This is a genomic window from Embleya sp. NPDC001921, assembly GCF_053594475.1.
Genome location: NZ_JBSFEO010000020.1, coordinates 120,612 through 143,840 on the forward strand (window position 1 = coordinate 120,612; position 23,229 = coordinate 143,840).

24 protein-coding genes are annotated in these 23,229 nt (G+C 72.7%); 17 read left to right on the top strand and 7 right to left on the bottom strand.

The window, feature by feature from the left end; genetic code table 11:
* Positions 1-25 precede the first annotated feature (25 nt).
* Positions 26-1,639 (top strand): cellulose binding domain-containing protein, encoded by a 1,614-nt coding sequence (locus tag ACWCPW_RS23750; RefSeq protein WP_449763613.1) that lies wholly within the window; start codon positions 26-28, stop codon positions 1,637-1,639.
* 28 nt (positions 1,640-1,667) lie between these two features.
* On the opposite strand, the gene ACWCPW_RS23755 is transcribed toward ACWCPW_RS23750, so the two are convergent.
* Both ACWCPW_RS23755 and ACWCPW_RS23760 read right to left on the bottom strand, forming a co-directional pair.
* A complete protein-coding gene (locus ACWCPW_RS23755) occupies positions 1,668-2,507 on the bottom strand; it encodes a SirB1 family protein (RefSeq protein WP_449763614.1) in 840 nt (279 codons plus the stop codon).
* Entirely contained in the window at positions 2,504-3,442 is a 939-nt protein-coding gene (locus ACWCPW_RS23760) for a GNAT family N-acetyltransferase (protein WP_449763615.1), read from the bottom strand. Before ACWCPW_RS23760 ends, ACWCPW_RS23755 begins: the two co-directional genes overlap by 4 nt.
* A gap of 204 nt (positions 3,443-3,646) precedes the next feature.
* On the opposite strand from ACWCPW_RS23760, the gene fdxA reads away from it, so the two are divergent.
* From fdxA to ACWCPW_RS23785, 5 genes are all read left to right on the top strand, one after another.
* Entirely contained in the window at positions 3,647-3,973 is a 327-nt protein-coding gene (fdxA, locus tag ACWCPW_RS23765) for a ferredoxin (RefSeq protein ID WP_020556628.1), read from the top strand.
* An 88-nt stretch (positions 3,974-4,061) separates the two neighbouring features.
* Positions 4,062-5,144: a succinyldiaminopimelate transaminase gene (gene dapC / locus ACWCPW_RS23770; RefSeq protein WP_449763663.1), complete on the top strand. Its 1,083-nt coding sequence runs from the start codon at positions 4,062-4,064 to the stop codon at positions 5,142-5,144.
* A gap of 68 nt (positions 5,145-5,212) precedes the next feature.
* Positions 5,213-6,274 carry a succinyl-diaminopimelate desuccinylase gene (gene dapE, locus ACWCPW_RS23775; protein WP_449763616.1) on the top strand — a complete coding sequence of 354 codons (1,062 nt, stop codon included), beginning with the start codon at positions 5,213-5,215 and terminating at the stop codon, positions 6,272-6,274.
* Positions 6,275-6,363: 89 nt separating this feature from the next.
* Complete coding sequence (locus ACWCPW_RS23780; RefSeq protein ID WP_395870508.1) at positions 6,364-7,149, top strand: LOG family protein; 786 nt, start codon at positions 6,364-6,366, stop codon at positions 7,147-7,149.
* A 98-nt stretch (positions 7,150-7,247) separates the two neighbouring features.
* Complete coding sequence (locus tag ACWCPW_RS23785; protein ID WP_449763617.1) at positions 7,248-8,654, top strand: alkaline phosphatase PhoX; 1,407 nt, start codon at positions 7,248-7,250, stop codon at positions 8,652-8,654.
* Positions 8,655-8,787: 133 nt separating this feature from the next.
* Here the strand turns inward: ACWCPW_RS23785 and folP are convergent, their stop codons facing one another.
* Positions 8,788-9,600 carry a dihydropteroate synthase gene (folP, locus tag ACWCPW_RS23790; RefSeq protein WP_449763664.1) on the bottom strand — a complete coding sequence of 271 codons (813 nt, stop codon included), beginning with the start codon at positions 9,598-9,600 and terminating at the stop codon, positions 8,788-8,790.
* A gap of 122 nt (positions 9,601-9,722) precedes the next feature.
* Here folP and ACWCPW_RS23795 point away from each other — a divergent pair, with 122 nt between their 5' ends.
* Together ACWCPW_RS23795 and ACWCPW_RS23800 are read left to right on the top strand one after the other, a co-directional pair.
* Complete coding sequence (locus tag ACWCPW_RS23795) at positions 9,723-10,484, top strand: DivIVA domain-containing protein (RefSeq protein WP_449763618.1); 762 nt, start codon at positions 9,723-9,725, stop codon at positions 10,482-10,484.
* A complete protein-coding gene (locus ACWCPW_RS23800) occupies positions 10,481-11,059 on the top strand; it encodes a DNA-3-methyladenine glycosylase I (protein WP_449763619.1) in 579 nt (192 codons plus the stop codon). The genes ACWCPW_RS23795 and ACWCPW_RS23800 overlap by 4 nt, the downstream gene beginning before the upstream one ends.
* A 102-nt stretch (positions 11,060-11,161) precedes the next feature.
* On the opposite strand, the gene ACWCPW_RS23805 is transcribed toward ACWCPW_RS23800, so the two are convergent.
* Positions 11,162-11,959, bottom strand: a complete 798-nt coding sequence (locus ACWCPW_RS23805) for an enoyl-CoA hydratase/isomerase family protein (protein WP_449763620.1) — start codon at positions 11,957-11,959, stop codon at positions 11,162-11,164.
* Positions 11,960-12,263: 304 nt separating this feature from the next.
* Here ACWCPW_RS23805 and ACWCPW_RS23810 point away from each other — a divergent pair, with 304 nt between their 5' ends.
* Positions 12,264-12,431 (top strand): DUF3117 domain-containing protein, encoded by a 168-nt coding sequence (locus tag ACWCPW_RS23810; RefSeq protein WP_078976897.1) that lies wholly within the window; start codon positions 12,264-12,266, stop codon positions 12,429-12,431.
* Between the two features lie 106 nt (positions 12,432-12,537).
* On the opposite strand, the gene ACWCPW_RS23815 is transcribed toward ACWCPW_RS23810, so the two are convergent.
* Positions 12,538-13,224, bottom strand: coding sequence for an O-methyltransferase (locus ACWCPW_RS23815; RefSeq protein ID WP_449763621.1), 687 nt, complete (start codon positions 13,222-13,224; stop codon positions 12,538-12,540).
* A 324-nt stretch (positions 13,225-13,548) separates the two neighbouring features.
* Here ACWCPW_RS23815 and sigE point away from each other — a divergent pair, with 324 nt between their 5' ends.
* The 5 genes from sigE to ACWCPW_RS23840 all read left to right on the top strand — a co-directional run bounded on the left by sigE (position 13,549) and on the right by ACWCPW_RS23840 (position 18,531).
* Complete coding sequence (gene sigE, locus ACWCPW_RS23820; protein ID WP_052174094.1) at positions 13,549-14,166, top strand: RNA polymerase sigma factor SigE; 618 nt, start codon at positions 13,549-13,551, stop codon at positions 14,164-14,166.
* A gap of 104 nt (positions 14,167-14,270) precedes the next feature.
* Positions 14,271-14,891, top strand: a complete 621-nt coding sequence (locus ACWCPW_RS23825) for an anti-sigma factor family protein (RefSeq protein ID WP_449763622.1) — start codon at positions 14,271-14,273, stop codon at positions 14,889-14,891.
* A gap of 292 nt (positions 14,892-15,183) precedes the next feature.
* Positions 15,184-16,992: a trypsin-like peptidase domain-containing protein gene (locus tag ACWCPW_RS23830; RefSeq protein ID WP_449763623.1), complete on the top strand. Its 1,809-nt coding sequence runs from the start codon at positions 15,184-15,186 to the stop codon at positions 16,990-16,992.
* A 164-nt stretch (positions 16,993-17,156) separates the two neighbouring features.
* Positions 17,157-17,591, top strand: coding sequence for a sec-independent translocase (locus tag ACWCPW_RS23835; protein WP_449763624.1), 435 nt, complete (start codon positions 17,157-17,159; stop codon positions 17,589-17,591).
* 295 nt (positions 17,592-17,886) lie between these two features.
* Complete coding sequence (locus tag ACWCPW_RS23840; protein ID WP_449763625.1) at positions 17,887-18,531, top strand: hypothetical protein; 645 nt, start codon at positions 17,887-17,889, stop codon at positions 18,529-18,531.
* Between the two features lie 141 nt (positions 18,532-18,672).
* Here the strand turns inward: ACWCPW_RS23840 and ACWCPW_RS23845 are convergent, their stop codons facing one another.
* Positions 18,673-19,821, bottom strand: coding sequence for an Mrp/NBP35 family ATP-binding protein (locus ACWCPW_RS23845; protein ID WP_449763626.1), 1,149 nt, complete (start codon positions 19,819-19,821; stop codon positions 18,673-18,675).
* Positions 19,822-19,894: 73 nt separating this feature from the next.
* Between ACWCPW_RS23845 and ACWCPW_RS23850 the strand changes: the two genes are divergently transcribed.
* From ACWCPW_RS23850 to ACWCPW_RS23860, 3 genes are read left to right on the top strand one after another with little or no spacing between them, the layout of a single operon-like run.
* The gene (locus ACWCPW_RS23850) at positions 19,895-20,806 is read left to right on the top strand and encodes an amidohydrolase family protein (protein WP_449763627.1); all 912 of its coding nucleotides are present in this window, start codon (positions 19,895-19,897) and stop codon (positions 20,804-20,806) included.
* 46 nt (positions 20,807-20,852) lie between these two features.
* A complete protein-coding gene (locus ACWCPW_RS23855; RefSeq protein WP_449763628.1) occupies positions 20,853-21,329 on the top strand; it encodes a macro domain-containing protein in 477 nt (158 codons plus the stop codon).
* A 59-nt stretch (positions 21,330-21,388) separates the two neighbouring features.
* The gene (locus tag ACWCPW_RS23860) at positions 21,389-22,591 is read left to right on the top strand and encodes a benzoate/H(+) symporter BenE family transporter (RefSeq protein WP_449763629.1); all 1,203 of its coding nucleotides are present in this window, start codon (positions 21,389-21,391) and stop codon (positions 22,589-22,591) included.
* On the opposite strand, the gene ACWCPW_RS23865 is transcribed toward ACWCPW_RS23860, so the two are convergent.
* Complete coding sequence (locus ACWCPW_RS23865; RefSeq protein WP_449763630.1) at positions 22,563-23,147, bottom strand: TetR/AcrR family transcriptional regulator; 585 nt, start codon at positions 23,145-23,147, stop codon at positions 22,563-22,565. The genes ACWCPW_RS23860 and ACWCPW_RS23865 overlap by 29 nt on opposite strands.
* Positions 23,148-23,229 lie beyond the last annotated feature (82 nt).

Below are 23,229 nucleotides of genomic sequence, written 5' to 3' on the forward strand. Positions count from 1 at the left end.
CGGAGAGGATGTCGGAGGAATGGGCATGGGGTCGCACCGGGCAAGCGGGCCCGAGCCGGGCTCCCGTCGTCCCCGTCGGGAGCGGATCCGCTGGCTCGCCGCGAGTGCCGCGCTCGCCGCACTGCCCGCCGCGTTGATCGTCGCCCTGTCCGGGGATTCCTCGACCCCCGACCACGCGCTCAGCGCCGACTACGTCCGCACCGGCTCGTGGCCCACCGGGTACAGCGGGCAGTACGTCCTGCGCAACTCCGGCTCCGACACGGTCAAGGGCTGGACGTTGCGCTTCGGCCTGCCGGCGGGCACCCGGATCGCCAACGTGTGGAACGGCCGGCTGGAGCCGGCCACCGGCAAGTACACGGTGCGCAACGAGAATTGGAACAAGGCACTGCGTCCGGGCGAGAGCATCGTGGTCGGCTTCGAGGTCCGCCGGGACGGCGCCGGAGTGCCGACCGCGAGCGAACCGGCCCGCTCCGACGGGCCGATCGCCTGCACCATCAACGACAAGCCGTGCACCGGGGCCGGTCCGACCGCCTCGGGCGAACGGTCGACGCCGGCCGGACCGATCCCGCCGGTCGGCCCCCTCGACACCGACCGGCGCACCGCCTCGACCGGTCCCACCGCCACCGGCACCGCACGCGCCGGCGGCCCGCCCACCGGCTCGAAACCGCCGCCCGCGAGCGGATCCGCCGGCGGCGCGACCCCGCGCTCGGGCACGGTCGAACACCTCGCCCCCTACCTGGACATGACGCTCCCGGGCCCGCTCGACCCCACCCACGCGGGAGCGGCCGGCGCGGTGCGCGACCGCACGCTGGCCTACGTCGTGGACGGCGGCGGTTGCCGGCCGATGTGGGGCGGGGTGACCCGGCTCGACGATCCCGCGACGACCGGTCGGATCGCCGCGCTGCGCGACGCCGGCGGGTCGATCCGGGTCGCGTTCGGCGGCGCCGGCGGCACCGACCTCGCGGCGTCCTGCGGCACGCCCGAGGAACTGGTCACCGCCTACCGGCAGGTGCTGGCCGCGACCGGGGCGACCGGCATGGACCTGGACATCGAGGGCCGCTCGCTGGTCCGCCCCGACGTGGTGCAGCGGCGCAACGCGGCGCTGCGCCTGCTCCAGGAGGGCGCCCGCGCGAACGAACAGAGCGTGGACATCGGGTACTCGCTGCCGGTGGACCCGCTCCAGGGCCTGGGCGAGGAGGCCAAGGCGCTGCTGCGGGACGCCGCCGCGCAGCGGGTCGAGGTCTCCTACGTCAACGCCAAGGCGCTCAACTACGGCGCGGCGGTGGCACCTCGGCCGGAGGGCCGGATGGGCCGGTTCGCGAGCGACGCCGCGCACGCCGTGCAGGGGCAGATCCGCGAGGTGTGGCCGAACCTGTCCGAGGAGCAGGCCTGGCGGCGGGTGTCCGTGACGGTGATGATCGGCCGCAACGACGTCGCGGGCGAGGTGTTCACGCTGGAGGACGCCCGCACCTTCGCCGAGTTCGCCCGGTCCGTGCACCTGGGACGGGTCGCGTGGTGGTCCGCCGCACGCGACCGGCCGTGCCCCGAGGGCGCGGCGGACGCGACCGGCGCCGACCCCACGTGCAGCGGGATCGCCCAGGACGCCGACGCGTTCCTGCGCGTGTTCGGCGGTGGCTGAGCCGCGCCACGCCGCCGGTTCCGAGGCCTCAGTTCAGTCGGGCTCGGGCGGCCTTGGCCTCGGCCAGCACGCCCTCGGCGACCTTCGGATCGATCCGCTCGACCAGTTCCGCGTACTCCTCCAACTGTCGGGCGCCCGCCGCGAACTGGCCGGTCCGCGCGAGCAGCGAGCCGCGCTCGTGCCGCAGCGCCGCCGGATGACGCGGCAGCAGCAGGGACAGCTCGACCGCCCACAGCCGGGTCCAGGCACCCTCGATGCCGCGCTCGGGTTGGGCGGCCCAGGCCCGGATGTTGTTCAGGACGCGGAGCAGGATCGCGGTCGGCCTGGCCGGTTGCAGCAGCGTCGGATCGCCCGCCTGGCCGCCCGCCTCCGCGGCCAGACGCCGGGCCCGGGACACCGACAGCGGCACCCCGCCGTGGAACGGGTCGGCCAACTCGAACCCGCCGTCCGGGTCCCCGATCCCGACCACGAAATGTCCCGGCAACGCGACGCCGTACACCGGCAGCCCGGCCCGTCGGCCCACCTCGATCCACACCACCGACAGCAGGATCGGCAGCCCGCGCCGGCGGCGCAGCACTTCGTGCAGCAGCGACGAGCGCAGATCGGCGTAGTCGGACTGCTGCCCGAAGAAGCGGGCCCGCCCGCCGAGCACCGAGGCCAGCGCCGCGGCGGCCCGCGCCGGGTCGTACGCGGATCCCGCCTCGGTTCGCACCGCCGCCGCGAGCCGATCCAACTCGGCGATCCCCACCGCCGGGTCGAAGGTCGGGTCGACCTCGACGCCCATCAGCAGCGCGGCCTCGGCCAGATCCACCTCGTCCGCCCGGACCACCGAGGCGAACCGGTCGCGGGGGTTGCCGGGCACGCTCACGGGCGCTCGACCGGCGACCGGCGGTAGTGGTAGCCGTGGTGGTCCGTGAAGCCCAGCGCGTCGTAGAGCTCGCGCGCGGGCCGGTTGTCCGATTCCACCTGGAGCCAGCCGGTGACCGCGCCGCTCGCCAGCGCCCGGTCGGTCAGCGCCCGCACGATCGCCCGGGCGTGGCCCCGACGGCGGTGGGCCGGGTCCACCTCCAGGGCGGCGAAGCCCGCGTACCGACCGAGCACGCAGACGCGTCCGATCGCGATCGGCTCGCCGGAGGCCGGATCCGAGACGGTCGCGAACAGGGTGCCCGGCGGCCCCTGCAGCACGTGCCGCTCGGCGCCGCCGCCCGGGCCCGCGACGTGGTGGTAGAGCGAGAGCCACGCGTCGGTGAGGGTGCTCTCCACCCGGACCGCGCTCGCGTCCACGTCGCGCAGTACGTCCGCCGCGCGCACCAGTCGCCCCGTGCGCATCAGCGCGTCGCCCTCCGCGGGCCAGCCGGCCGCGTCCAGGAAGCGGTCGAACGGGTCGTCGTGCGCGACCTGGAACAGCGTCGGCAGCCCGCGCTCGGCGTACCAGGCATTCACTCGATCGAGTGCCTCCGCGAACGGCACGCCCGGCTCGCCCAGGACCAGCACCGAATTCGCCCGCCGGGTGAATCCCTCGGCCGCGCGCAACAGCCACTCGCCGTAGGTGGCGATCTCCGGCGCGGGCCAGGACCGGCTGGCCACGTCCTGCAACCGGGCCGGGGTCAGGCGTCGGACCGGTGGCGGGACCACCTTGGCGGCCACGATGCTCGCTTCGGCCACCCGGGCGATACTGCCGTCCCTGCGGGTGATTGTCAGCACACCGTCACGCCAGTCCACGAGGTCGCCCACGACGTCTGTGTAGGTCGCTCCGGAGTCCTCCGGCGGCAGCTCGCGGCGCACCGACACGCGTCTGCCCACATCCCGTGGTGTGATCCTCTTCACCTGTCCGGCTTCCCCGATCCGGGCTGACCTCGTCCGCCCACGTCTGCTGACATGTTCCCGGCCCACAGGTAAGGGCCACCTGCTAGGAGTAGGCCCCGGCCCACCGCGATACTAGTTGCGGGCACCGACGTTGCCGCGCTCCCGCGCACCCTGTACCGCCCGCATGAGGAGGAACCCGACGTGACCTACGTCATCGCGCAGCCCTGCGTCGACCTGAAGGACAAGGCATGCATCGAGGAGTGCCCCGTCGACTGCATCTACGAGGGTGAGCGTGCGCTGTACATCCACCCCGACGAATGCGTCGACTGTGGAGCCTGCGAGCCCGTCTGCCCGGTCGAGGCAATCTTCTACGAGGACGACACCCCGGAGCAGTGGAAGGACTACTACAAGGCGAACGTGGAGTTCTTCGACGACCTCGGTTCCCCGGGTGGCGCGTCGAAGATGGGTCTGATCGCCAAGGACCACCCGCTGATCGCCGCGCTGCCGCCGCAGGCGACCGGCGAGTAGCGCCGACGTGACCGCTTCGCACAACGGTGCCGAAGCACCCGCCGACCCCGCCGCCGCGCGGGGTCGGCAGGCGCGTCGTGTCACCGACCTGCTCCCCGTCTTCCCCTGGGACCGCCTCGAACCGTTCGGCCGGCGGGCGCGGGCCCACCCGGACGGCGTGGTCGACCTCTCGGTGGGCACGCCCGTGGACCCCACCCCGGAGCTGATCCGCGACGCGCTGCGCGCGGCCGCCGACTCGCCCGGGTACCCGACCGTGTTCGGGAAGCCCGAACTGCGCGAGTCGATCGCGGCGTGGCTGCGCCGCCGGCTCGGCGTCACCGGCGCGAACCCGGACGCGGTGTTGCCGGTGATCGGCACCAAGGAACTCGTCGCGGCGCTGCCGGCCCAGCTCGGGCTCGGCCCGGGCGACACGGTCGCGCACCCGGCGCTGGCCTACCCCACCTACGACGTGGGCGCGCGCCTGGCCGGCGCCACGCCGCTCGCGGTCGTGGACGGCACGCTGCCGGACCCGGCGGGCGTGCGGATGATCTGGCTCAATTCGCCGGGCAACCCGCACGGCGCGGTGCGCTCGGTCGACGAGCTGCGCCGCATCGTCGAGTGGGCCCGCGCGCACGAGATCCTGGTGGTCTCCGACGAGTGCTACATCGAGCTGTGCTGGGACGCCCAGGCGGTGTCGGTGCTGCACCCGGACGTGTGCGGAGACTCGCACGAGGGGCTGCTCGCCGTGCACTCGCTGTCCAAGCGCAGCAACCTGGCCGGCTACCGCGCGGGCTTCGTCACCGGCGACCTCGCGGTGATCCGCGAGCTGCTCGCGGTGCGCAAGCACTCCGGACTCATCGTGCCCGGCCCGGTGCAGGCGGCGATGACCGTCGCGTTCGCCGATGACGAGCACGTCGCGGCGCAACGGGCCCGCTACGCGGCCCGGCGCACGGCACTGCGCGGCGCGCTGGAGTCGGCCGGCTTCCGGATCGAGCACTCCCAGGCGAGCCTGTACCTGTGGGCCACGCGCGACGAGGACTGCTGGGACACCGTGGCGTGGTTCGCCGAGCGCGGCGTCCTGGTCGCCCCCGGCGACTTCTACGGTCCGCTGGGCCGGCGGCACGTGCGGACCGCGTTCACCGCGACGGACGAACGGGTGGCGGCGGGCGTGGACCGGCTCAAGAACGGTTGAGCGACGAACCCCGATTCACTTGACACATCGTCAGTTGTCGTGTCCCGGGGCAGGGATAGGCTGCCGGTATGACCGTGAGGCTTGATCTGTCCCAGGACGCGGCGTCGCTTACCGCGCAACTCGTCGACATCCCCTCCGTCAGCGGCGACGAGCGTGTGCTCGCCGACGCGGTGGAGGAGGCGCTGCGCGCCTGTCCGCATCTGACCGTGTACCGCGACGGCGACTCGGTGGTCGCGCGCACCGACCTCGGTCGGGCCGAGCGGATCCTGATCGCGGGCCACCTGGACACGGTCCCGATCGCGGACAACCTGCCGTCGCGGATCGAGGGTCCGCTGATGTACGGCTGCGGCACCTCGGACATGAAGAGCGGCGTCGCGGTGCAACTGCGGCTCGCCGCGCATCTGCCCGAGCCCAATCGCGACGTCACCTACGTGTTCTACGACTGCGAGGAGGTCGACGCCGCCCGCAACGGTCTGCTGCGGCTGGCGAACACCCACCCGAAGTGGCTGGAGGCGGACTTCGCGGTGCTGATGGAGCCGACCGGCGGCGCGGTCGAGGGCGGCTGCCAGGGCACGTTGCGGGTGCGGATCACCACGCTGGGCACCCGGGCGCACTCGGCCCGCTCGTGGCTGGGCGACAACGCGATCCACGCCGCGGCGCCGATCCTGACCCGGTTGCGGGGCTACGAGGCGGCCAGGGTCGTGATCGACGGGCTCGAATACCGCGAGGGGCTCAGCGCGGTCGCGATCGAGGGCGGCGTCGCGGGGAACGTCATCCCCGACGCGTGCACGGTGACGGTCAACTTCCGATTCGCGCCCAATCGCAGCGTCGAGGAGGCGTTGGAGCACGTGCGCGAGGTGTTCGCGGGCTTCGACGTGGTGCTCACCGACTCGGCGGCGGGAGCGCTTCCGGGACTGGATCGGCCGGCCGCGGCGGCGTTCGTGGCGGCGATCGGCACCGCGCCGCGGGCCAAGTTCGGCTGGACCGACGTGGCGCGCTTCTCCGCGCTCGGCATCCCGGCGGTCAACTACGGGCCCGGCGACCCCAATCTCGCGCACAAGCGGGACGAGCACGTGGAGATCGCGCTGATCGGCGACAGCGAGAGCCGGTTGTTGCGCTGGCTCGGGTAGCGGTCGGCACGCGGCGCCCCGCCCGCCCGCGCGGGGCGGTTACCGGGTAAATCCGATCAACCGCCGCTCCGGCGTGACAGGGTGGCCGGATGGATGCGCGATTCGCTCCGTCGGAGGAGCCACCCGAGTTCGCCTCGCCCAGCGAGGTGGAGGAACAGCATCCCGGCATGGGTCACCTCGGTACCGAGGCGTGGCGCGTGCTGCGGATCCAGACCGAGTTCGTCGACGGCTTCGGCATGCTCGCCGATCTCGGCCGGGCGGTCAGCGTATTCGGCTCGGCCCGGACCAAACCGGGCTCGGCCGAGTACCGGATCGGCGAGCGGGTCGGCCGGGCCCTGGCCGAGGCCGGCTACGCGGTGATCACCGGCGGTGGTCCCGGCGCGATGGAGGCCGCGAACAAGGGCGCCCGCGACGCCGGCGGCCAATCCGTGGGCGTGGGCATCAAGCTCCCGTTCGAGTCCGGGCTCAACCCGTACGTGGACCGGGGCATCACGTTCCGGTACTTCTTCGCGCGCAAGACGATGTTCGTCAAGTACGCGCAGGGCTTCATCGTGCTGCCCGGCGGAATCGGCACGCTGGACGAGTTGTTCGAGGCGCTCACGCTGGTCCAGACCGGCAAGGTCACGCACTTCCCGGTGGTGCTGATCGGGCGCGACTACTGGACCGGGCTGATCGACTGGGTGCGCGACGTGGTGATCGCGCAGGGCAAGGCGTCGCCGGCCGACCTGGACCTGATCCGGATCACCGACGACGTGGACGAGGCGGTGCGGATCATCCGGGACGCGGATCTGGAGTGCTCGAAGATCGAGGCCGAGTCGCGCGCGGACAAGGCCGCCGCCGAACGCCGCGCCGGTGGCGGAGCAATTGCCACCTGACGGGCATTCGGGCGCCCCGTCGCGTTCACCCGGGGGACACCGACGGGCGAAAGCGTGGGGGCGTCCCGATTTTTCCCGCCTGTCACTGGAGAAACCAGATGTCGCTGTCCCGTAGGGGTTTCCTCGGTCGCACCGCCACCACCGGTGCCGGTGTCGCCCTCATCGGCAGCACCGGCATGTTGCTCGCCCCCAACGCCTCGGCCTCGTCCCGCGGCGGTCACGGCCGGCCGCCGGCCAAGCCCGGCTACGGCGAGCTGATCGACGACCCCGCCGGGCGCCTGGCGCTTCCGAAGGGCTTCTCGTACCAGATCGTCACCGAGGCGGGTGTCACCAAGCTGGAGTCGGGCGAGGCCACCCCGAGCAACCACGACGGCACGGGCGCCTTCAAGCTGCGCGGCGGCGGCACGGTCCTGGTCAACAACCACGAGCTCGGCGGTTCGTTCAAGGACACCCCGCTGCCGGTTCCGCACCTGTCCGGCCTGACCTACGACGAGGGGCTCGCGGGCGGCTGCACCGTGGTCGAGGTGAACCGTTACGGCAGGCGCATACGCGAGTACGTCGGCGTGGCCGGCACCGCGACCAACTGCGCGGGCGGGGTGACCCCCTGGGACACCTGGCTGACCTGCGAGGAGACCGAGCAGCTCGCCGGTCAGGGCAGCGCGACCAAGGACCACGGCTACGTGTTCGAGGTCGACCCCTACGACCGCCGCGCCAACCGCGACCCGAAGCCGATCAAGGCGCTCGGCCGGTTCGCGCACGAGGCCGTCGCGGTCGACCCGCGCCGCGGTCACATGTACCTGACCGAGGACGCGGGCAACCCGAACGGGCTGTTCTACCGCTGGGAGCCCCCGCGCCACTGGGACGGCGGCCGCGGCCGGCTGCGCAAGCTGGCCGACGACGCGGGCACCCTCGCGGCGATGCGCTGCGTGGACGCGAGCGGCAAGCACGTGGACGACCTCTCCCGCGCGACCGAGATCGGCACCACGTACGCGGTCGACTGGGTGACTGTGCCCGAGCGCGACGCGCGCACCGTGTCCATCCGCAAGCAGTTCCAGAACACCGACATCACCCGCGGTCGCAAGATCGAGGGTATCTGGTGGGGCGACGGCGGCGCGTACGTCGTCACCAGCTTCGCCCGCACGGAGAGCCCGGGCACGCCGCACGACGGCCAGATCTGGTTCTACGACCCGCGTCGGGGCCGGCTGGTCCTGAAGCTGCGCTTCGGCGTCAACACCACGCCGGACGTGGACGGTCCCTACGACGGTCCGGACAACATCAGCGTCTCGCCGCACGGCGGCGTGATCATCGCCGAGGACGGCGAGGGCGTCCAGCACCTGCTGGGTGCGACCGAGGACGGCAAGACCTACCCGATCGCGCGCAACGACGTCCCCGGCGGCAGCGAGCTGACCGGCCCGACCTTCTCCGAGGACGGCCGCACGCTGTTCGCGAACATGCAGACCCCGGGCACGATGTACGCGATCACGGGTCCCTGGAAGCGCTGCTGATTCGAGCGCGACGCCGCCCCGGCGGTCCGTCCGCCGCGATCGGCCCACCCACGTCGGCGCCCGCCCCCACCGTCTCGGTGGGGGCGGGCGCCGTACGCGTTCCCCGGGGCCGCGCGAGCGGCCCCGGGGGCGGTCAGGCCAGTCCGCGCCGGGCCACCGCGGGCTGCCGGGTGCCGTGGATCGAGGACACCATGTCCAGCACCTGGCGGGTCTCGGCCACCTGGTGCGCGCGGTACACCCGGGCGCCCAGCCACGCGCTCACCGCGGTGGTGGCCAGCGTGCCGAGCAGGCGCTCGTTCACCGCCTTGTCCAGCGTCTCGCCGACGAAGTCCTTGTTGGACAGCGAGACCAGCACCGGCCAGCCGGTGTCGACCATCTCGCCGAGTCGGCGGGTCGCCTCCAGCGAGTGCCGGGTGTTCTTGCCGAAGTCGTGCCCGGGGTCGATCAGGATCGCGTCCCGGCGCACCCCGAGCCGCGCGGCGCGCTCGGCCAAGCCGACCGTGACGTCCAGGATGTCCTCCATCACGTCCACGTAGCCGATCCGGTGCGGCCGGGTGCGGGGCTCCGCGCGACCGGCGTGCGTGCACACGATGCCCACGTCGTACTTGGCGGCCACCTCGGCCAGCTTGGGGTCCACCCCGCCCCACGCGTCGTTCATCAGATCCGCGCCCGCGTCGCAGACCGCCTCGGCCACCTCGTGTCGCCACGTGTCGACGCTGATCACCACGTCGGGGTGGCGGCGGCGGACCTCGGCCACGAAGGACGCCGTCCGGCGGATCTCCTCGGCGACGTCCACCTCCGCCCCCGGACCGGCCTTGACACCCCCGATGTCCACGATCCCCGCGCCCTCGGCGACCGCGCGTTCGACCGCGTCCAGGGCGGGTCGATCGTCGAACGTCGCGCCCTTGTCGAAAAACGAGTCCGGCGTCCGATTGATGATCGCCATGATCACCAACTCGTCACCGCCGAACTCCCGTCGTCCCAGCCTCAGCGTCGTCACCCCGTCGACCTCCGCTACCCACACCCTGCACGTGCCACCTGACCCCCTGATCGTGGCACGATCGTCCCGTGCGACGACCCGGGGGCTTCCCGAAGCGGCCCGGAGCGGACACCCGTCCCAGCACCTGCACCACCGTCGAAGGGGAGCCGTCCGTGTTCTGGATCCAGCTTGTCGTGGTGACCGGGGTGATCCTCGTGATCGCCGCGGTCGTGCTCGGGGCGGGTGGCTCCCTCCCCGACGCCTACCGCGAACAGCCCGAGCTGCGGATGCCCGGCGACCGCCCGCTCACGAGCGCGGACGTCGACCACATCCGGTTCCCGGTGGTCTTCCGCGGCTACCGGATGAGCGAGGTCGACGTGGTCCTGGACCGCCTCACCGGCGAACTCGCGGCGCGCGACGCGCGCATCCTGGAACTCGAGTACAAGATCACCGGCACCACCCCGGCCGGGCTCGCCGTCTCGGTCCCGGGCGCGACCGCCGCGGGCGCGAGCGCGGTCGGCGCCGGCCGGCTCGCCCCGCCCTCGCGCGGGTCGGGCACCACGCTGTCCCTGGAGAAGCCGGACCGGGCCGACGAGGTCGTCGCCGACGCGGCGCCGACCCGGCCCGCGCCGGTGGCCGTCGACGACGCGGACGGGACACGGGAGGAGAGCGCGGACGAGCAGCGGGACCACACTCCCGACGAGACGCCGGACGCGGGCAGGGCCCCGGAGGCGAGTGCCGCGGCGGCGACCGAGCCGGGCGCCGAGCCGGACGCCGAGGCGGACGCTGCGGCCGACCGGGGCGGCGACGCCGAGTCTGCCGCCGAGCCGAAGGGCGACCCGAAGCCGTGACCGTCGTCGGCGGTCCGATCGCGGGGCCGGACGGGCTGCCCCGCTGCCCGTGGGGCGCGACCGGCCCCGAGGACTACCGTGCCTACCACGACACCGAGTGGGGCGTCGCGGTGCACGGCGAGGACCGGCTGTACGAGCGGTTGTGCCTGGAGGCGTTCCAGTCCGGGTTGTCCTGGCTGACCATCCTGCGTCGGCGGGCGGGCTTTCGGGCCGCCTTCGCGGACTTCTCGATCGCCCGGGTGGCGCGGTTCGACGACGCGGATCGGGCCCGGCTGCTCGCCGACGAGGGGATCATCCGCAATCGGGCCAAGATCGACGCCGCGATCGCCAACGCGCACGCCGCGCAGGCCCTCCAGGGCGGTCTGGACGCTCTCGTATGGTCGTTCGCACCTTCCGGACGCCGGAAGGCTCCCGCGGCCCTGTCGGACGTACCGGCGGTCACCGACGAGTCCACCGCGCTGGCCAAGGAACTCAAGCGCAAGGGTTTCCGGTTCGTCGGCCCTACCACCGCCTACGCGCTGATGCAGGCCTGCGGCCTGGTCAACGATCACCTCGAGGGCTGCGTGTCCCGCTGACGGCGGCCCGCCGCGGCGTCGGGACCGTCCGCGCGTCGACACCGCGGACCGTCGTGCGCGACCCGGAGGCCCGCGCGGCGGTCCGCGGTGCCGGCACCGCGGTCAGCGGCCGACGAAGGTCGGCTTCTCCTTGGCCACGAAGGCCGCGACCGCGATCCGGTGGTCCTCGGAGCCGCCCGCGCGCAGTTGCAGCTCGTCCTCCTTGGCGAGCGTGTCCACCAGCGAGTGGGACGCGCCGAAGGCCACCGACTCCTTGAGCGCGGCCAGTGCCACGGTCGGGCCGTCGGCCAGTCGGCGGGCCAGCTCGCGGGCCACGCCGGCGACCTCGTCGGCCGGGACCACCTGGTTGGCCAGGCCCAGTTCGAGCGCCTCGGCGGCCTTGACGGTGCGCGGCAACATCAGCAGCTCGACCGCCCTGGCCTGGCCGACCAGGCGCGGCAGCGTCCAGGACGCGCCGGAGTCTGCGGTCAGCGCGACTCCGGCGAACGCGGTGTTGAACCCGGCCGTGTCCGCCATGATCCGGAAGTCGCACGCCCACGCGATCGCCGCGCCGGCCCCCGCGGCGACGCCGTTGACCGCCGCGACCACCGGCTTGGCCATCGTCGCCAGCGCGGTCACCAACGGGTTGTAGTGCTCGCGCACGGTGGCGAAGGTGGCCTCGGGGCCGGTCTCCAACTGCCGGATGTGCGCCTTGAGGTCCTGACCGGCGCAAAACGCCCGACCGCTGCCGGTCAGCAGCACGGCCCGGACGGCGGGGTCCTCGGCCGCGCGGAGCACCGCGTCGCGCAAAGCGATCTTGGTCGGCTCGTCGAGCGAGTTCATCGCGTCCGGGCGGTTCAGCGTGACGGTCGCGACCCCGTCGGCGAGTTCGTAGAGCACATTGTCGGTCTTGTCGGCCATGGCCTGCCTCCGCATCGAATCCATCTCCGCAGGTGGGATGTGCACAGCATGCCGGACCGTCGCACCGTGCCCACGCCCGGCCCTGACGGGCCGTCAGCTCATCCCCGGGGCAGGATCGAGCCGGCGCGGAGCCGGGACGGACCATCTCATTTCAGCGTTGTACGGACGTGGTTCGAGAGGCCGACGGGACCCGATGTTGCTCACCCCACCGTTCGATGCGGGATAATGGTCCCTGATCAATGCTCTCGAAGACCGGTGGCCGGTTTGAGCACCGGTGCGTCGATATGCAGGAAGGGGAACGAGCATGGCGGCCATGAAGCCGCGGACGGGCGACGGCCCGCTCGAGGTGACCAAGGAAGGGCGGGGCATCGTCATGCGCGTTCCGCTTGAGGGCGGTGGACGGCTCGTAGTCGAGCTGTCGGCCGATGAGGCCGGTGCCCTGAGCGAGGCGCTGAAGAACGCCGTGGGCTGACCCCCAGGGGCGACGCCCTCGACGAAAGTCGTGATGCGACGGCCCCGGTCCGGACATGGAGACTCATGTCCGGACCGGGGCCGTCGGCATGCGCCGGCGGCGATGATCAACTCCGGCGGGCCGCGCACAGCAGGCCGTCGCCGACCGGGAGCAGGGCGGGCACGAGCGACTCGTGCTCACGGATCACCCGCAGTACGTCGCGCACCGCGGCGGTTTCCGCGTCCCGGTGCGCCGGATCGGCCACCCGGTCGCGCAGGAGCGCGTTGTCGAAGCACACCACGCCGCCGGGCCGCAGCAGCCGCAGCGCCTCGGCCAGGTAGTCCAGGTACTCCATCTTGTCGCCGTCGCAGAACACCAGGTCGTAGCCGCCGTCGGCGAGCCGGGGCAGCACCTCCAGGGCGCGGCCGGGGATGAAGCGGGCGCGTCCGCTGGGGAAGCCCGCCTCGGTGAAGGTCTCCTTGGCGAGGCGCTGGTTCTCCGGGTCGGCGTCGACCGTGGTGAGCACGCCGTCGGAGCGCATGCCGCGCAGCAGGTAGAGCCCGGAGACCCCGGTCCCGGTCCCGATCTCGGCGACCGCCTTGGCCTCGACCGCGGCCGCGAGGAAACGCAGCGCGGCGCCGCCGCCGGGACCTATCGGGAGCACGCCGACTTCCCGGGCGCGGGCGCGGGCGCCCGCGAGGACGGCGTCCTCGCCGACGTACTCTTCCGCGAACGCCCAGCTCGCCTGGCGATTGCCGGAAATGGCTTCCTCCTCTGTCCCGGCCCCCCGTACGCGTCCCGACGAGGCGGCCACCTGAGCGCAAGCGTATTACCGAGGGCTCGGCCGCCCGGTCGGGGAGCGCCGCACGACTGCGCGCGGGGGCGGCGGCGAGATCCGTCGGGCGACCGGTGCGGGATCGGGGAACCGCGCCCGGGCGCGGTTCGTTGGCCCCCTCGGAAGACAGGTGAACACGAGGCTCGTGGTCTCGCGGCACCGAAGGTGGGTCGGATGTGGGCTCGGCGCCCTTATCCGGGCTTAACAGGCAGGGCGCTTATGGTGGTTGCGCTACTCGGAAGAGGAGGTGTGGCAGTGGTCGACCACCGCGGGGAACAATCCTGTACCCGCGACGCGTCGCCGATGCCGGATCACGTGGCCGAAGCCGCAAACGCAATCAGCAGCCCAGCCCAGGCCGAATGGGTCCCGCCGTCGTGGGAGGACATCGTCCGAACCCACTCCGCTCGGGTCTATCGGCTCGCCTACCGCCTCAGCGGCAACCCGCACGACGCGGACGACATCACCCAAGAGGTGTTCGTCCGAGTGTTCCGATCGTTGTCGAGCTACACGCCCGGCACGTTCGAGGGTTGGCTGCACCGCATCACCACGAACCTTTTCCTCGACATGGTTCGGCGCCGTCAGCGCATCCGCTTCGAGGGTCTGGGCGACGACGCGGGCGAACGCCTCGCCGGTCGTGAACTCTCACCCGCGCAGGCATACGACGACGCCCACCTGGACGCGGACGTCCAGCAGGCGCTGGACGCCCTCGCCCCGGAGTTCCGCGCCGCGGTCGTGCTGTGTGACATCGAGGGCCTGTCGTACGAGGAGATCGCCACCACGCTCGGAGTGAAACTCGGGACCGTGCGCAGCCGCATTCACCGCGGCCGGTCCCAGCTCCGTGCGGCGCTGCGGCATCGTGCTCCCCGGAACAAGGCAGGCCAGGAGACGGCTGCGGAGGTCCGGACCACGGTGCGGAGATGAGGGACCGTGACCAGTGAGCCCGGCGACCGCTTGGGCAGGGGGGTAGTGAGTGCGACACGGATGGGACGCGCCGCGACCCGACGTGGGGCATGCGAGGTGGGGACATGAGCCACCTCGAGGACAAACTCGCCGCCTATGTGGACGGTGAGCTGGGCCATGAGGCCCGGGAGAAGGTGCTGGCGCACCTCGCCGAATGCGCGGACTGTCGCGTGGAGGCCGAGGAGCAGCGCCAGGTGAAACAACTGCTCGGCAGGGTGCGACAGCCCGGTCCGTCGGACGATCTGATGGCACGGCTGTTGGCCATGGGCGAGCCCGACCGACAATCGCCTCCGCCGCCCGCGTCGGGGGATCGCTTCACCTTCCCGACCGCCGGGCGACCGGCGGTGTCGGCACGTGCGCGCTCGCGCTCGACCGGTCCACGTGCCGGTCGGCCCGGCAACATGCCCGAGCGGGTGCGCCCGCCGGTGAGCCGACGTCGGTTGACGTTCGCCGCCGCGGGCGCGTTCTCGATGATGGCCGTCGCGCTCAGCAGCGCGTTCGTGCCGGGCGGGACCAGCGGCGGCACCGAGGGGCGCCCCGCGGCCCCGGCCGTGGAGCGTTATCTCGTGGAGCAGGCCGCCACCACGACCGCGCTGCCCGCGGGCTCGTCGTCGCGGCGTCCCGCGCCGGTGCTGGCCGGGACGCGGTTGACGGTCCCGATCCAGCCGGTCGACGCCGAGCGCTGAATTCGCTCGCGCCGGGCCGGCTCGTCGGCCCGGCGGGGCGTCACGCGTGTCCGGGAGCCGGACACGCGTTCGCCACGCGTGCGTGCGCCGCGCCGGGCGGGAACGACGCGGCGTCGGCCCGGTTCGGCGCCGCGGACCGGGTGGGCCGGTACTTTCGGCGGGGCGCGCGTGCGACGCGGCGGGGCGGGTATCCACTGCCGCCGGGACGACACCGACCGGCACGCGCAAGACTGTGGCCGTGCCGTGGATGCAGCAGGTGTTCGGCACACCGGGAGCGGTAGGAAGGCACACGATGAGTGACGCATACGGCCGCGGGGGAGCGGAGCCGCCGCGAGGTGACGACGCGCCGGCCGGACCGGGACCCGATCACGACGCCGAGCCGGCGGCCTTCCCGACCGGGACACCGCCCTCGCGGCGGGAGGACGAGCCCGCGCCGGATCGATCCGCCGAGGCCGACCGGACTCCCGGGGTCCCGGCCGAGACCCCGCCCGGGCCTTCGGTCGAGCGTGGCCTCGACGCAGAGCCCGCCGCGTTCGTGACCCGCCCGTCGTTGGCCAAGGGCCGGCCGCCCGCGACCGGCGACGCCCCGGCCGGGTCTTCCGCGCCGGCGGATCCGGCCGAGCCGGTCGCCGAGCCGGTCGCCGATCCCAACACCGAGCCGGCCGCGTTCGGGCCGCCCGTCCCGGATGTCCGGGAGGCGGTCACCGCCGAGGTGCCGGTCGTGCACGGCACCGCCGAGATCCCGAGCGCGGACGACCCGGCCTACGACCCCTTCGCGCCGCCCCCGCAGCCGCCGCCCGCCGGGGCGCCGACTCGACCGTGGCCGGGGCAGACCGGCGGCTACGGCACCCACCCGGCTGCGGCACATCCGGGCTACGGGCCCTACGGGCCGTACCCCTCGTACGCCCCGCAGGCGGCCTACCCGCCCTATCAGGCCGTCCCGTACGGCTATTCGGTGCCCGGGGACATGACCGGCGCCGGCGGCCCCACGGAGGACCTCGGCAAGCGCTACGGCCGCCGGCTGATCGTGTGGGCCGCGGTCCTCGCGCTGGTGGCCGGGCTGATCGGCGGCGGCATCGGCGCCTGGATCGCGGATCGCCACGACACCAAGGTCCGCCTCGGCGACCCGCCCCCGACCGGCCCGGCCCGAGGCAAGGACACCATCGCCGGACTCGCGGGCAGCACGCTGCCGGGAGTGGTGTACATCCACACCAAGACCGGCCGCGGCGAGGCCACCGGCACCGGCTTCGTGCTGGACACGGCCGGCGACATCCTGACCAACAACCACGTGGTCGAGGCGGGCGCGTCCGGCGGCACGATCACCGTGACGTTCAACGACGGCCAGCAGACCTCGGCGACCCTGGTCGGCCGGGACACCGGCTACGACCTCGCGGTGATCCGGGTGTCCGGTGTCCAGGGGCTGCACCCGCTGCCGCTGGGCAACTCCGACGGCGTCCAGGTCGGCGACCCGGTGATCGCCATCGGCGCGCCGTTCAACCTGGAGGGCACCGTCACCTCCGGGATCATCAGCGCCAAGGACCGCGCGGTCAGCGCGGGCAGCTCGGGCAGCGACGTGTCCTACATCAGCGCGTTGCAGACCGACGCGCCGATCAACCCCGGCAACTCGGGTGGTCCGCTGATCGACGCGACGGGCGCGGTGATCGGGGTCAACTCGGCGATCCGCTCGGCCGGCGGCGGGCAGGGCAATCCGTTCGGGGCCCAGCAGGAGGCGGGCAGCATCGGTCTCGGCTTCGCCATCCCGATCAACCAGGCGCGTCGGGTCGCGCAGCAGTTGATCGACACCGGCAAGGCCACGCACCCGGTGATCGGTGTCACGTTGGACGTCGCGTACCAGGGTGACGGCGCGCGGATCGCGCCGCAGGACGTCAAGGGCGCGCCGCCGATCCGGGCGGGCGGGCCGGCCGAGCGGGCGGGGCTCAAGCCGGGCGACGTGATCAAGGCGATCGACGGCCGCAAGGTGCACGACGCCAACGAGTTGATCGTGGCGATCCGGTCCAAGGCACCCGGTGCCGTGGTCAAGCTCACCATCGAGCGGGACGGGACCGAGCGCACGGTCGACATGACGCTCGAAGCCGGATGACCCGGACATGACGTACGGATGTCCGGACGAACACATCTTCGGTGGATAGGCCGCAAACACCGGGTTCGATGCCGGCCGCCACCTTCCGCTTCGGGGGCCGACGACTACTCTGAGGGGGTTCGGTCGCCCGACCGAACCCCCTCGCGCAATCTCGTGGAGTCCAGGTGTTCGACGTCGGTGCACCCGAGATGGTCGCGCTCGTCATCCTCGCGATCGTGATCTTCGGCCCCGAGAAGTTGCCGAAGATGATCGGCGATGTGGCCCGCACCATTCGCAAGTTCCGCGAGTTCTCCTCCGGAGCCCGTGCGGACCTCAAGAAGGAACTCGGTCCGGAGTTCCAGAACATGCACCTCGAAGACCTCAACCCCAAGACCTTCGTCCGCAAGAACCTGATGGGCGACGGCGACGACCTGGGCATCAAGGAACTGCGCGACTCGCTCGGCAAGGACTTCGAGGACATCAAGGGCCTGGCGAGCGGCAGCCCGTACGACCCGGACGCGCCGGACACCTCGTACAGCCCACCCTCGCTCCGCAAGAACACCGCCGCCCCTCGGGTCGAGCCCGGCGAGCGCCCGCCGTACGACGCCGACGCGACCTGATCGTCGGCGGCGCCCGGGACACACCCCGGTCGCGGTCCCCCGACGCGGGTTCGAACGGCGCCGCGCGCCGTCGCCGATTCCCGCGCCTCCCGGCCCGACACGGTGCGGGGCCGCGCCCGCATTCGGGCAGTATGGATTCCGGAGTACACGGGCGGTGTGTGGTCGGTGACTCGGCGGATACATGTATCGGACGGAAGGTCCACCCGGAAGTCGCCGGGAGAGGTGGGCCCCGGACATGGCACACCGAGGCGGCCGGCGGCGCCGTCGCGCCGCGCGAGAGGACCTGAGGCGGAGTATGGACACAATCAGCCACGCGGGTGAGGCGTTGCCCGCCGACGAGGCCGGCAAGCCCGACCTGCTGGCGGAATACCTGGGCGCGGACTTCCCCTGGTACGGCCTGGACGAGGGCTGGAACGGGCGGCGTTGGTTGTCGTCGGTGTGCAGCGGCCGGGGCGCGATCGAGTACGGCACGCTGGGCCACGGCGATCTGCCCAGCCGGCGGCCCGGTGATCCGACACCCCGACGGTTCGTGTCCGTGGTGACCGTCCCGCGGCGGCCCAAGCGGCCGGCCGGGGACGGTACGGGGCAGATGGAGGCCACCTCGAAGTCGAGCGCGGCATCACTCGCAGGGGTGGCGTTGCTCGCGGAGAGTTGGCCGTGGCAGTTGGACCGCACGACCCGCGCGGAGTGGCTGGATCAGCAGACCAACATCGCCTGGGACCTGTCCGACAACCTGACCGGACCCGGGTGGACGGACCTGGCCATCCCGGTGGACGGGGTGCCCTCGCGGTTCCGCTACCGGGAGTCGGCCTACGGCTGGGTGCTCGCGGGCGAGAGCGCGGGTGTCTACATCGGGGTGTACGGCCGCGGCGCGAGCGCGTACGGCCTGGGCCTGTCCCGCTCGGTGGACCTGCGCACGTACGCGAGGCCGGATTCGTGAACCGCGGCGATGATCCCGGGGGCACGCGCGGGACCGGTCGGACCGGCCGCGCGTGACCCCGGGATCATCGCGGCGGAGCGCGATGCCCGGCCGGGCCGAACCCGTGCCGGGCGGCGTACGGCCGGCCCCGGGACGCGCCCTCTAGAAGTTGCGCAGCGGGGTGAGCCCGAGCTGGAGGCCGGAGAGGCCGCGCTCGCGTCCGCCGAGCTTGGCCGCGATCGCGGCGAGCGCGACGGCGGCGGGCGACTGCGGCGCGTCGATCACGACCGGCTTGCCGGTGTCGCCGCCCTCGCGCAGTCGGGTGTCGATCGGGATCGAACCCAGCAGCGGGACCTTGGTGCCGGTGGCCGCGGACAGGCCGTCGGCGACCCGCTGACCGCCGCCGGAGCCGAACACGTCGACCATCTCGCCGCAGTGCGGGCAGGGCAGGCCGGCCATGTTCTCGATCACGCCGGCGATGGTCTGGCGCGTCTCCACCGCGATGGTGCCCGCGCGCTCGGCGACCTCGGCGGCGGCCTGCTGCGGCGTGGTCACCACCAGGATCTCCGCGTTCGGCACCAACTGGGCGACCGAGATGGCGATGTCGCCGGTGCCCGGCGGCAGGTCGAGCAGCAGCACGTCCAGGTCGCCCCAGTAGACGTCGGCGAGGAACTGCTGGAGCGCGCGGTGCAACATCGGACCGCGCCACACCACCGGCGCGTTGCCCGGGGTGAACATGCCGATCGAGATGACCTTCACGCCCGAGGCGGACGGCGGCATGATCATGTTCTCGACCTGGGTGGGCTTGCCCTCCGTGCCGAGCATGCGCGGCACCGAGTGGCCGTAGATGTCCGCGTCCACGACGCCGACCTTGAGCCCCTGCGCGACCATCGAGGCGGCCAGGTTCACGGTCACCGACGACTTGCCGACGCCGCCCTTGCCGGAGGCCACCGCGTACACGCGGGTGAGCGAACCGGGTTGGGCGAACGGCACCTCGCGCTCGGCCTGACCGCCGCGCAGGTTGCTCGCGAGCTCCTTGCGCTGCGCGTCGCTCATCACGTCGAGCTCGACCCCGACCGAGGTGACGCCGGGCAGCGCGCCGACCGCCGTCTCGACCCGGCTGATGATCGTCTCGCGCATCGGGCAGCCGCTGACGGTCAGGTACACCGCGACCGCGACCCGCCCGTCGGCGTGGATCTCGACGGATTTGACCATGCCCAGTTCGGTGATGGGCCGGTGGATCTCGGGGTCCTGGACGGTCGCCAGCGCATCCTGGACGTCGTCCGCCGAGGGCAGGGTTGCAGAAGCCATACCGTGAGCTTACGACGCCCTCGGAAAAACTCTTTGAGAGCATCGACCTCCGAGCCGAATGGGAGGTGGTCGTGTGACGACGGTGGCCGAGGAGACGCGCGTGGCCGGGTTCCGCCGGGACCTGGGCCTGACGTCGCTGATCGACGTGCACACGCACTTCATGCCCGAGCGCGTGCTGAACAAGGTGTGGGCGTACTTCGACGCGGCCGGTCCGCTGCTCGGCCGGCCGTGGCCGATCACCTACCGGCTGGACGAGGACGAACGGGTCGCCACGCTGCGCCGGTTCGGCGTCTCGGCGTTCACGTCGATGCTCTATCCGCACAAGCCCGAGATGGCCGCGTGGCTGAACGGGTGGGCGCGCGAGTTCGCCGACCGTACGCCGGACTGCCTGCACACCGCGACCTTCTTCGCGGAGGCGGGTGCGGCGAAGTACGTGCGCGAGGCGATCGACGCGGGCGCGGTGGTGTTCAAGGCGCACGTCCAGGTCGGCGGGTGGGATCCGACCGATCCGCTGCTGGCGGACGTGTGGGGCACGCTCGCGGACGCCGGGGTGCCGGTGGTCGCGCACTGCGGGTCCGGGCCGGTGCCGGGCGCGCACACCGGGCCCGAGCCGATCGCCCGGGTGCTGGCCCGGCACCCCCGGCTGCGGCTGATCGTCGCGCACATGGGGATGCCGGAGTACGGCGCGTTCCTCGACCTCGCGGACCGCTACCCGGGGGTGCACCTGGACACCACGATGGCCTTCACCGACTTCGTCGAGGAGTTCACGCCCTTCCCGCCCGCCGATCGCTTCCGGCTGCGGGACGCGGGGGACCGGATCCTGTGGGGCAGCGACTTCCCGAACATCCCGTACGGCTACGCGCACGGGCTCGACGCGCTGGCCCGGCTCGACCTGGGCGACGACTGGCTGCGGGCGGTCTGCCACGACAACGCGGCCCGGCTGTTCGCCGCGCGGCTCGCCGGTCGAGCCGGACGCCGGTCGTAGGAAAACGAGTGCCGGCGCGTCGGCGCGGACGGCTACGTTGCCGCGCATGGCGACCGTCACGTATGTCCGAGGAGACGCCACCACGCCCCTGGGCAAGGGCGTCAAGGTGATCGCGCACGTGTGCAACGACCAGGGCGGCTGGGGCAAGGGCTTCGTGCTCGCACTGTCCCGGCGTTGGCCCGAGCCGGAGGCCGACTATCGGCGTTGGCATCGCGGGCGGGCCGGGAACGACTTCGGGCTGGGCGCGGTGCGTCTGGTCCGGGTCGACACCTACCTGTGGGTGGCCAACATGATCGGGCAACACGGGATCCGTACCGGCAGCAAGGGACCGCCCGTGCGCTACGACGCGATCGACCGGGCGCTGACCGAAGTCGGGCGCCGGGCCCTGGAACCGGGTGCCTCGGTCCACATGCCGCGAATTGGCTGTGGTCTGGCCGGGGGCGACTGGGGCAGGGTGGAGCCGCTCGTCCTGGAACGGTTGAGCGCGTGCGGTGTTCCGGTCACCGTCTACGACCACGACTGAACCACGAGGCGAGGCGCCCGGTGAGTACGCGAACCACGACGGACACGAGGCCGGCGCCTGTGGCGGGCAGGCCGAGCCTGTGGCGGGACGCGTCCTTCTCGGCCGTGCTCGCCGGCCTGATCGCGGTGCTGGTGTCCTACTCGGGGCCGCTGGTGATCGTGTTGTCCGCGGCCTCGGCGGGCGGGCTGACCCGGGAGCAGACCGGTTCGTGGGTCTGGGCGCTGTCCATCGGCAGCGGGCTGACCTGCCTGGGGCTGAGCCTGTACACCAGGATGCCGATCGTCACCGCGTGGTCCACGCCGGGCGCCGCGCTGCTGGTGACCAGCCTGGGGTCGTACTCCTACCCCGAGGCGATCGGCGCGTTCGTGGTCACCGGTGTGCTGATCACCGTGATCGGGGTGACCGGCGTGTTCGGCAAGCTGATGCGGCGGGTGCCGGCCGCCGTGGTGTCCGCGATGCTGGCCGGGATCCTGTTCTCGTTCGGCACCGGGGTGTTCACCTCGGTCAGGTCCGCGCCCTGGATAGCCGGCGGCGTGCTGCTCGGCTACCTGGTGGCCAAGCGCTTCCTCCCGCGCTACGCGGTGCTCGTCGCGCTCGTGGTCGGGGTGGCCTGCTCGGCGGCGACGTCGCGGCTGCACGTGCGGATCGAGGCGTTCGAGATCGCCCGCCCGGAGTGGGCCACGCCGCACCTGTCGGTGCCGGCCCTGATCGGCATCGCGGTGCCGCTCCTGGTGGCCACCCTCGCGTCCCAGAACGCGCCCGGGATGGGGGTGCTGGCCGCGTCCGGCTACACGCCGAACGACCGGCTGCTGATCGGCTCGACCGGGGCGGTGTCCACGCTGCTCGCGCCGTTCGGGTCGCACGCGATCAACCTGGCCGCGATCACCGCGGCGATCTGTACCGGCCCCGAGGCGCACCACGACCCCCGCAGACGTTACGTCGCGGGGGTCTCGTGCGGGGTCTTCTACCTGATCGTGGGCATGTTCGGGTCGACCCTGGTCGCGCTGTTCGCGGGCCTGCCCAAGGAACTGGTGGCCGCGGTCGCGGGCGTCGCGCTGTTCGGCGCGCTGGCGAGCGGCCTCACCGGCGCGATGGCCGACGACGAGCACCGCGAGGCGGCGCTGATCACCTTCCTGGCCACCGCGTCGGGGGTCACCATCGGCGGGATCGGATCCGCGTTCTGGGGGCTGATCGCGGGTGTCCTGGCCCACGTGGTGCTGTCCTCGGGCCGGTTCAGCCCGCGGCGCGGTGCCCGCCCATGAGCACGCGCATGCCCTCGGCGAGATCACGGCCGGTCGGCGCGCTCTCCGGCGCGAACATCCACTGGCTGACCACACCCACCAGCAGCGCCTGACACAGCGCCCCGACCGTGCCGGTCAGCTGCTCGTCGCCCTCCTCGGGCACGCCCAGGAACACCGAGGCCAACCCGGACCGGCCCTCGTCCTGCGCCGCGGCGAGCACCTTGTGGATCTCCGGCAGGTCGTCGAGGTGGGCCAGGATCTCGAAGTTGGCCGCCCACATCATCCGGTGCGACTCCATCAGGTCGATCACCCGCGTCCAGATCGCCTCGAAGCGCTCCAGCGGCGCGGACTCGGCGCCGACCGCGTCGACCAGCGCGGCGCTCAACTCGTTGCCCCACTCCTCCATCGACTCCAGCAGCGCCTGCTGCATCAGCGCGTCCTTGGAGCCGTAGTGGTAGCCGATCGATCCGAGGTTGGTGCCCGACGCGGCGACGATGTCGCGCGCGGTCGTGCGCATGTAGCCCTTCTCGTACAGACAACGTTTGGCTCCGGCCAGCAGGTCTTCGCGATGTCCCATGGGGCGATGGTAACCCGGGATTAGACAAATGTCTTACACGAATGACTCACACGGATGTATAAAAATCTCCCGGCCCCGCCGC

Coding starts and splice junctions, on each gene's coding strand:
- ACWCPW_RS23750 (WP_449763613.1), top strand. CDS start 26: ATGGGGTCGCACCGGGCAAGCGGGCCCGAGCCGGGCTCCCGTCGTCCC.
- dapE (WP_449763616.1), top strand. CDS start 5,213: ATGACCGTGAGGCTTGATCTGTCCCAGGACGCGGCGTCGCTTACCGCG.
- ACWCPW_RS23780 (WP_395870508.1), top strand. CDS start 6,364: ATGGATGCGCGATTCGCTCCGTCGGAGGAGCCACCCGAGTTCGCCTCG.
- ACWCPW_RS23785 (WP_449763617.1), top strand. CDS start 7,248: ATGTCGCTGTCCCGTAGGGGTTTCCTCGGTCGCACCGCCACCACCGGT.
- folP (WP_449763664.1), bottom strand. CDS start 9,600: ATGGCGATCATCAATCGGACGCCGGACTCGTTTTTCGACAAGGGCGCG.
- ACWCPW_RS23805 (WP_449763620.1), bottom strand. CDS start 11,959: ATGGCCGACAAGACCGACAATGTGCTCTACGAACTCGCCGACGGGGTC.
- ACWCPW_RS23810 (WP_078976897.1), top strand. CDS start 12,264: ATGGCGGCCATGAAGCCGCGGACGGGCGACGGCCCGCTCGAGGTGACC.
- sigE (WP_052174094.1), top strand. CDS start 13,549: ATGCCGGATCACGTGGCCGAAGCCGCAAACGCAATCAGCAGCCCAGCC.
- ACWCPW_RS23825 (WP_449763622.1), top strand. CDS start 14,271: ATGAGCCACCTCGAGGACAAACTCGCCGCCTATGTGGACGGTGAGCTG.
- ACWCPW_RS23830 (WP_449763623.1), top strand. CDS start 15,184: ATGAGTGACGCATACGGCCGCGGGGGAGCGGAGCCGCCGCGAGGTGAC.
- ACWCPW_RS23840 (WP_449763625.1), top strand. CDS start 17,887: ATGGACACAATCAGCCACGCGGGTGAGGCGTTGCCCGCCGACGAGGCC.
- ACWCPW_RS23845 (WP_449763626.1), bottom strand. CDS start 19,821: ATGGCTTCTGCAACCCTGCCCTCGGCGGACGACGTCCAGGATGCGCTG.
- ACWCPW_RS23855 (WP_449763628.1), top strand. CDS start 20,853: ATGGCGACCGTCACGTATGTCCGAGGAGACGCCACCACGCCCCTGGGC.
- ACWCPW_RS23865 (WP_449763630.1), bottom strand. CDS start 23,147: ATGGGACATCGCGAAGACCTGCTGGCCGGAGCCAAACGTTGTCTGTAC.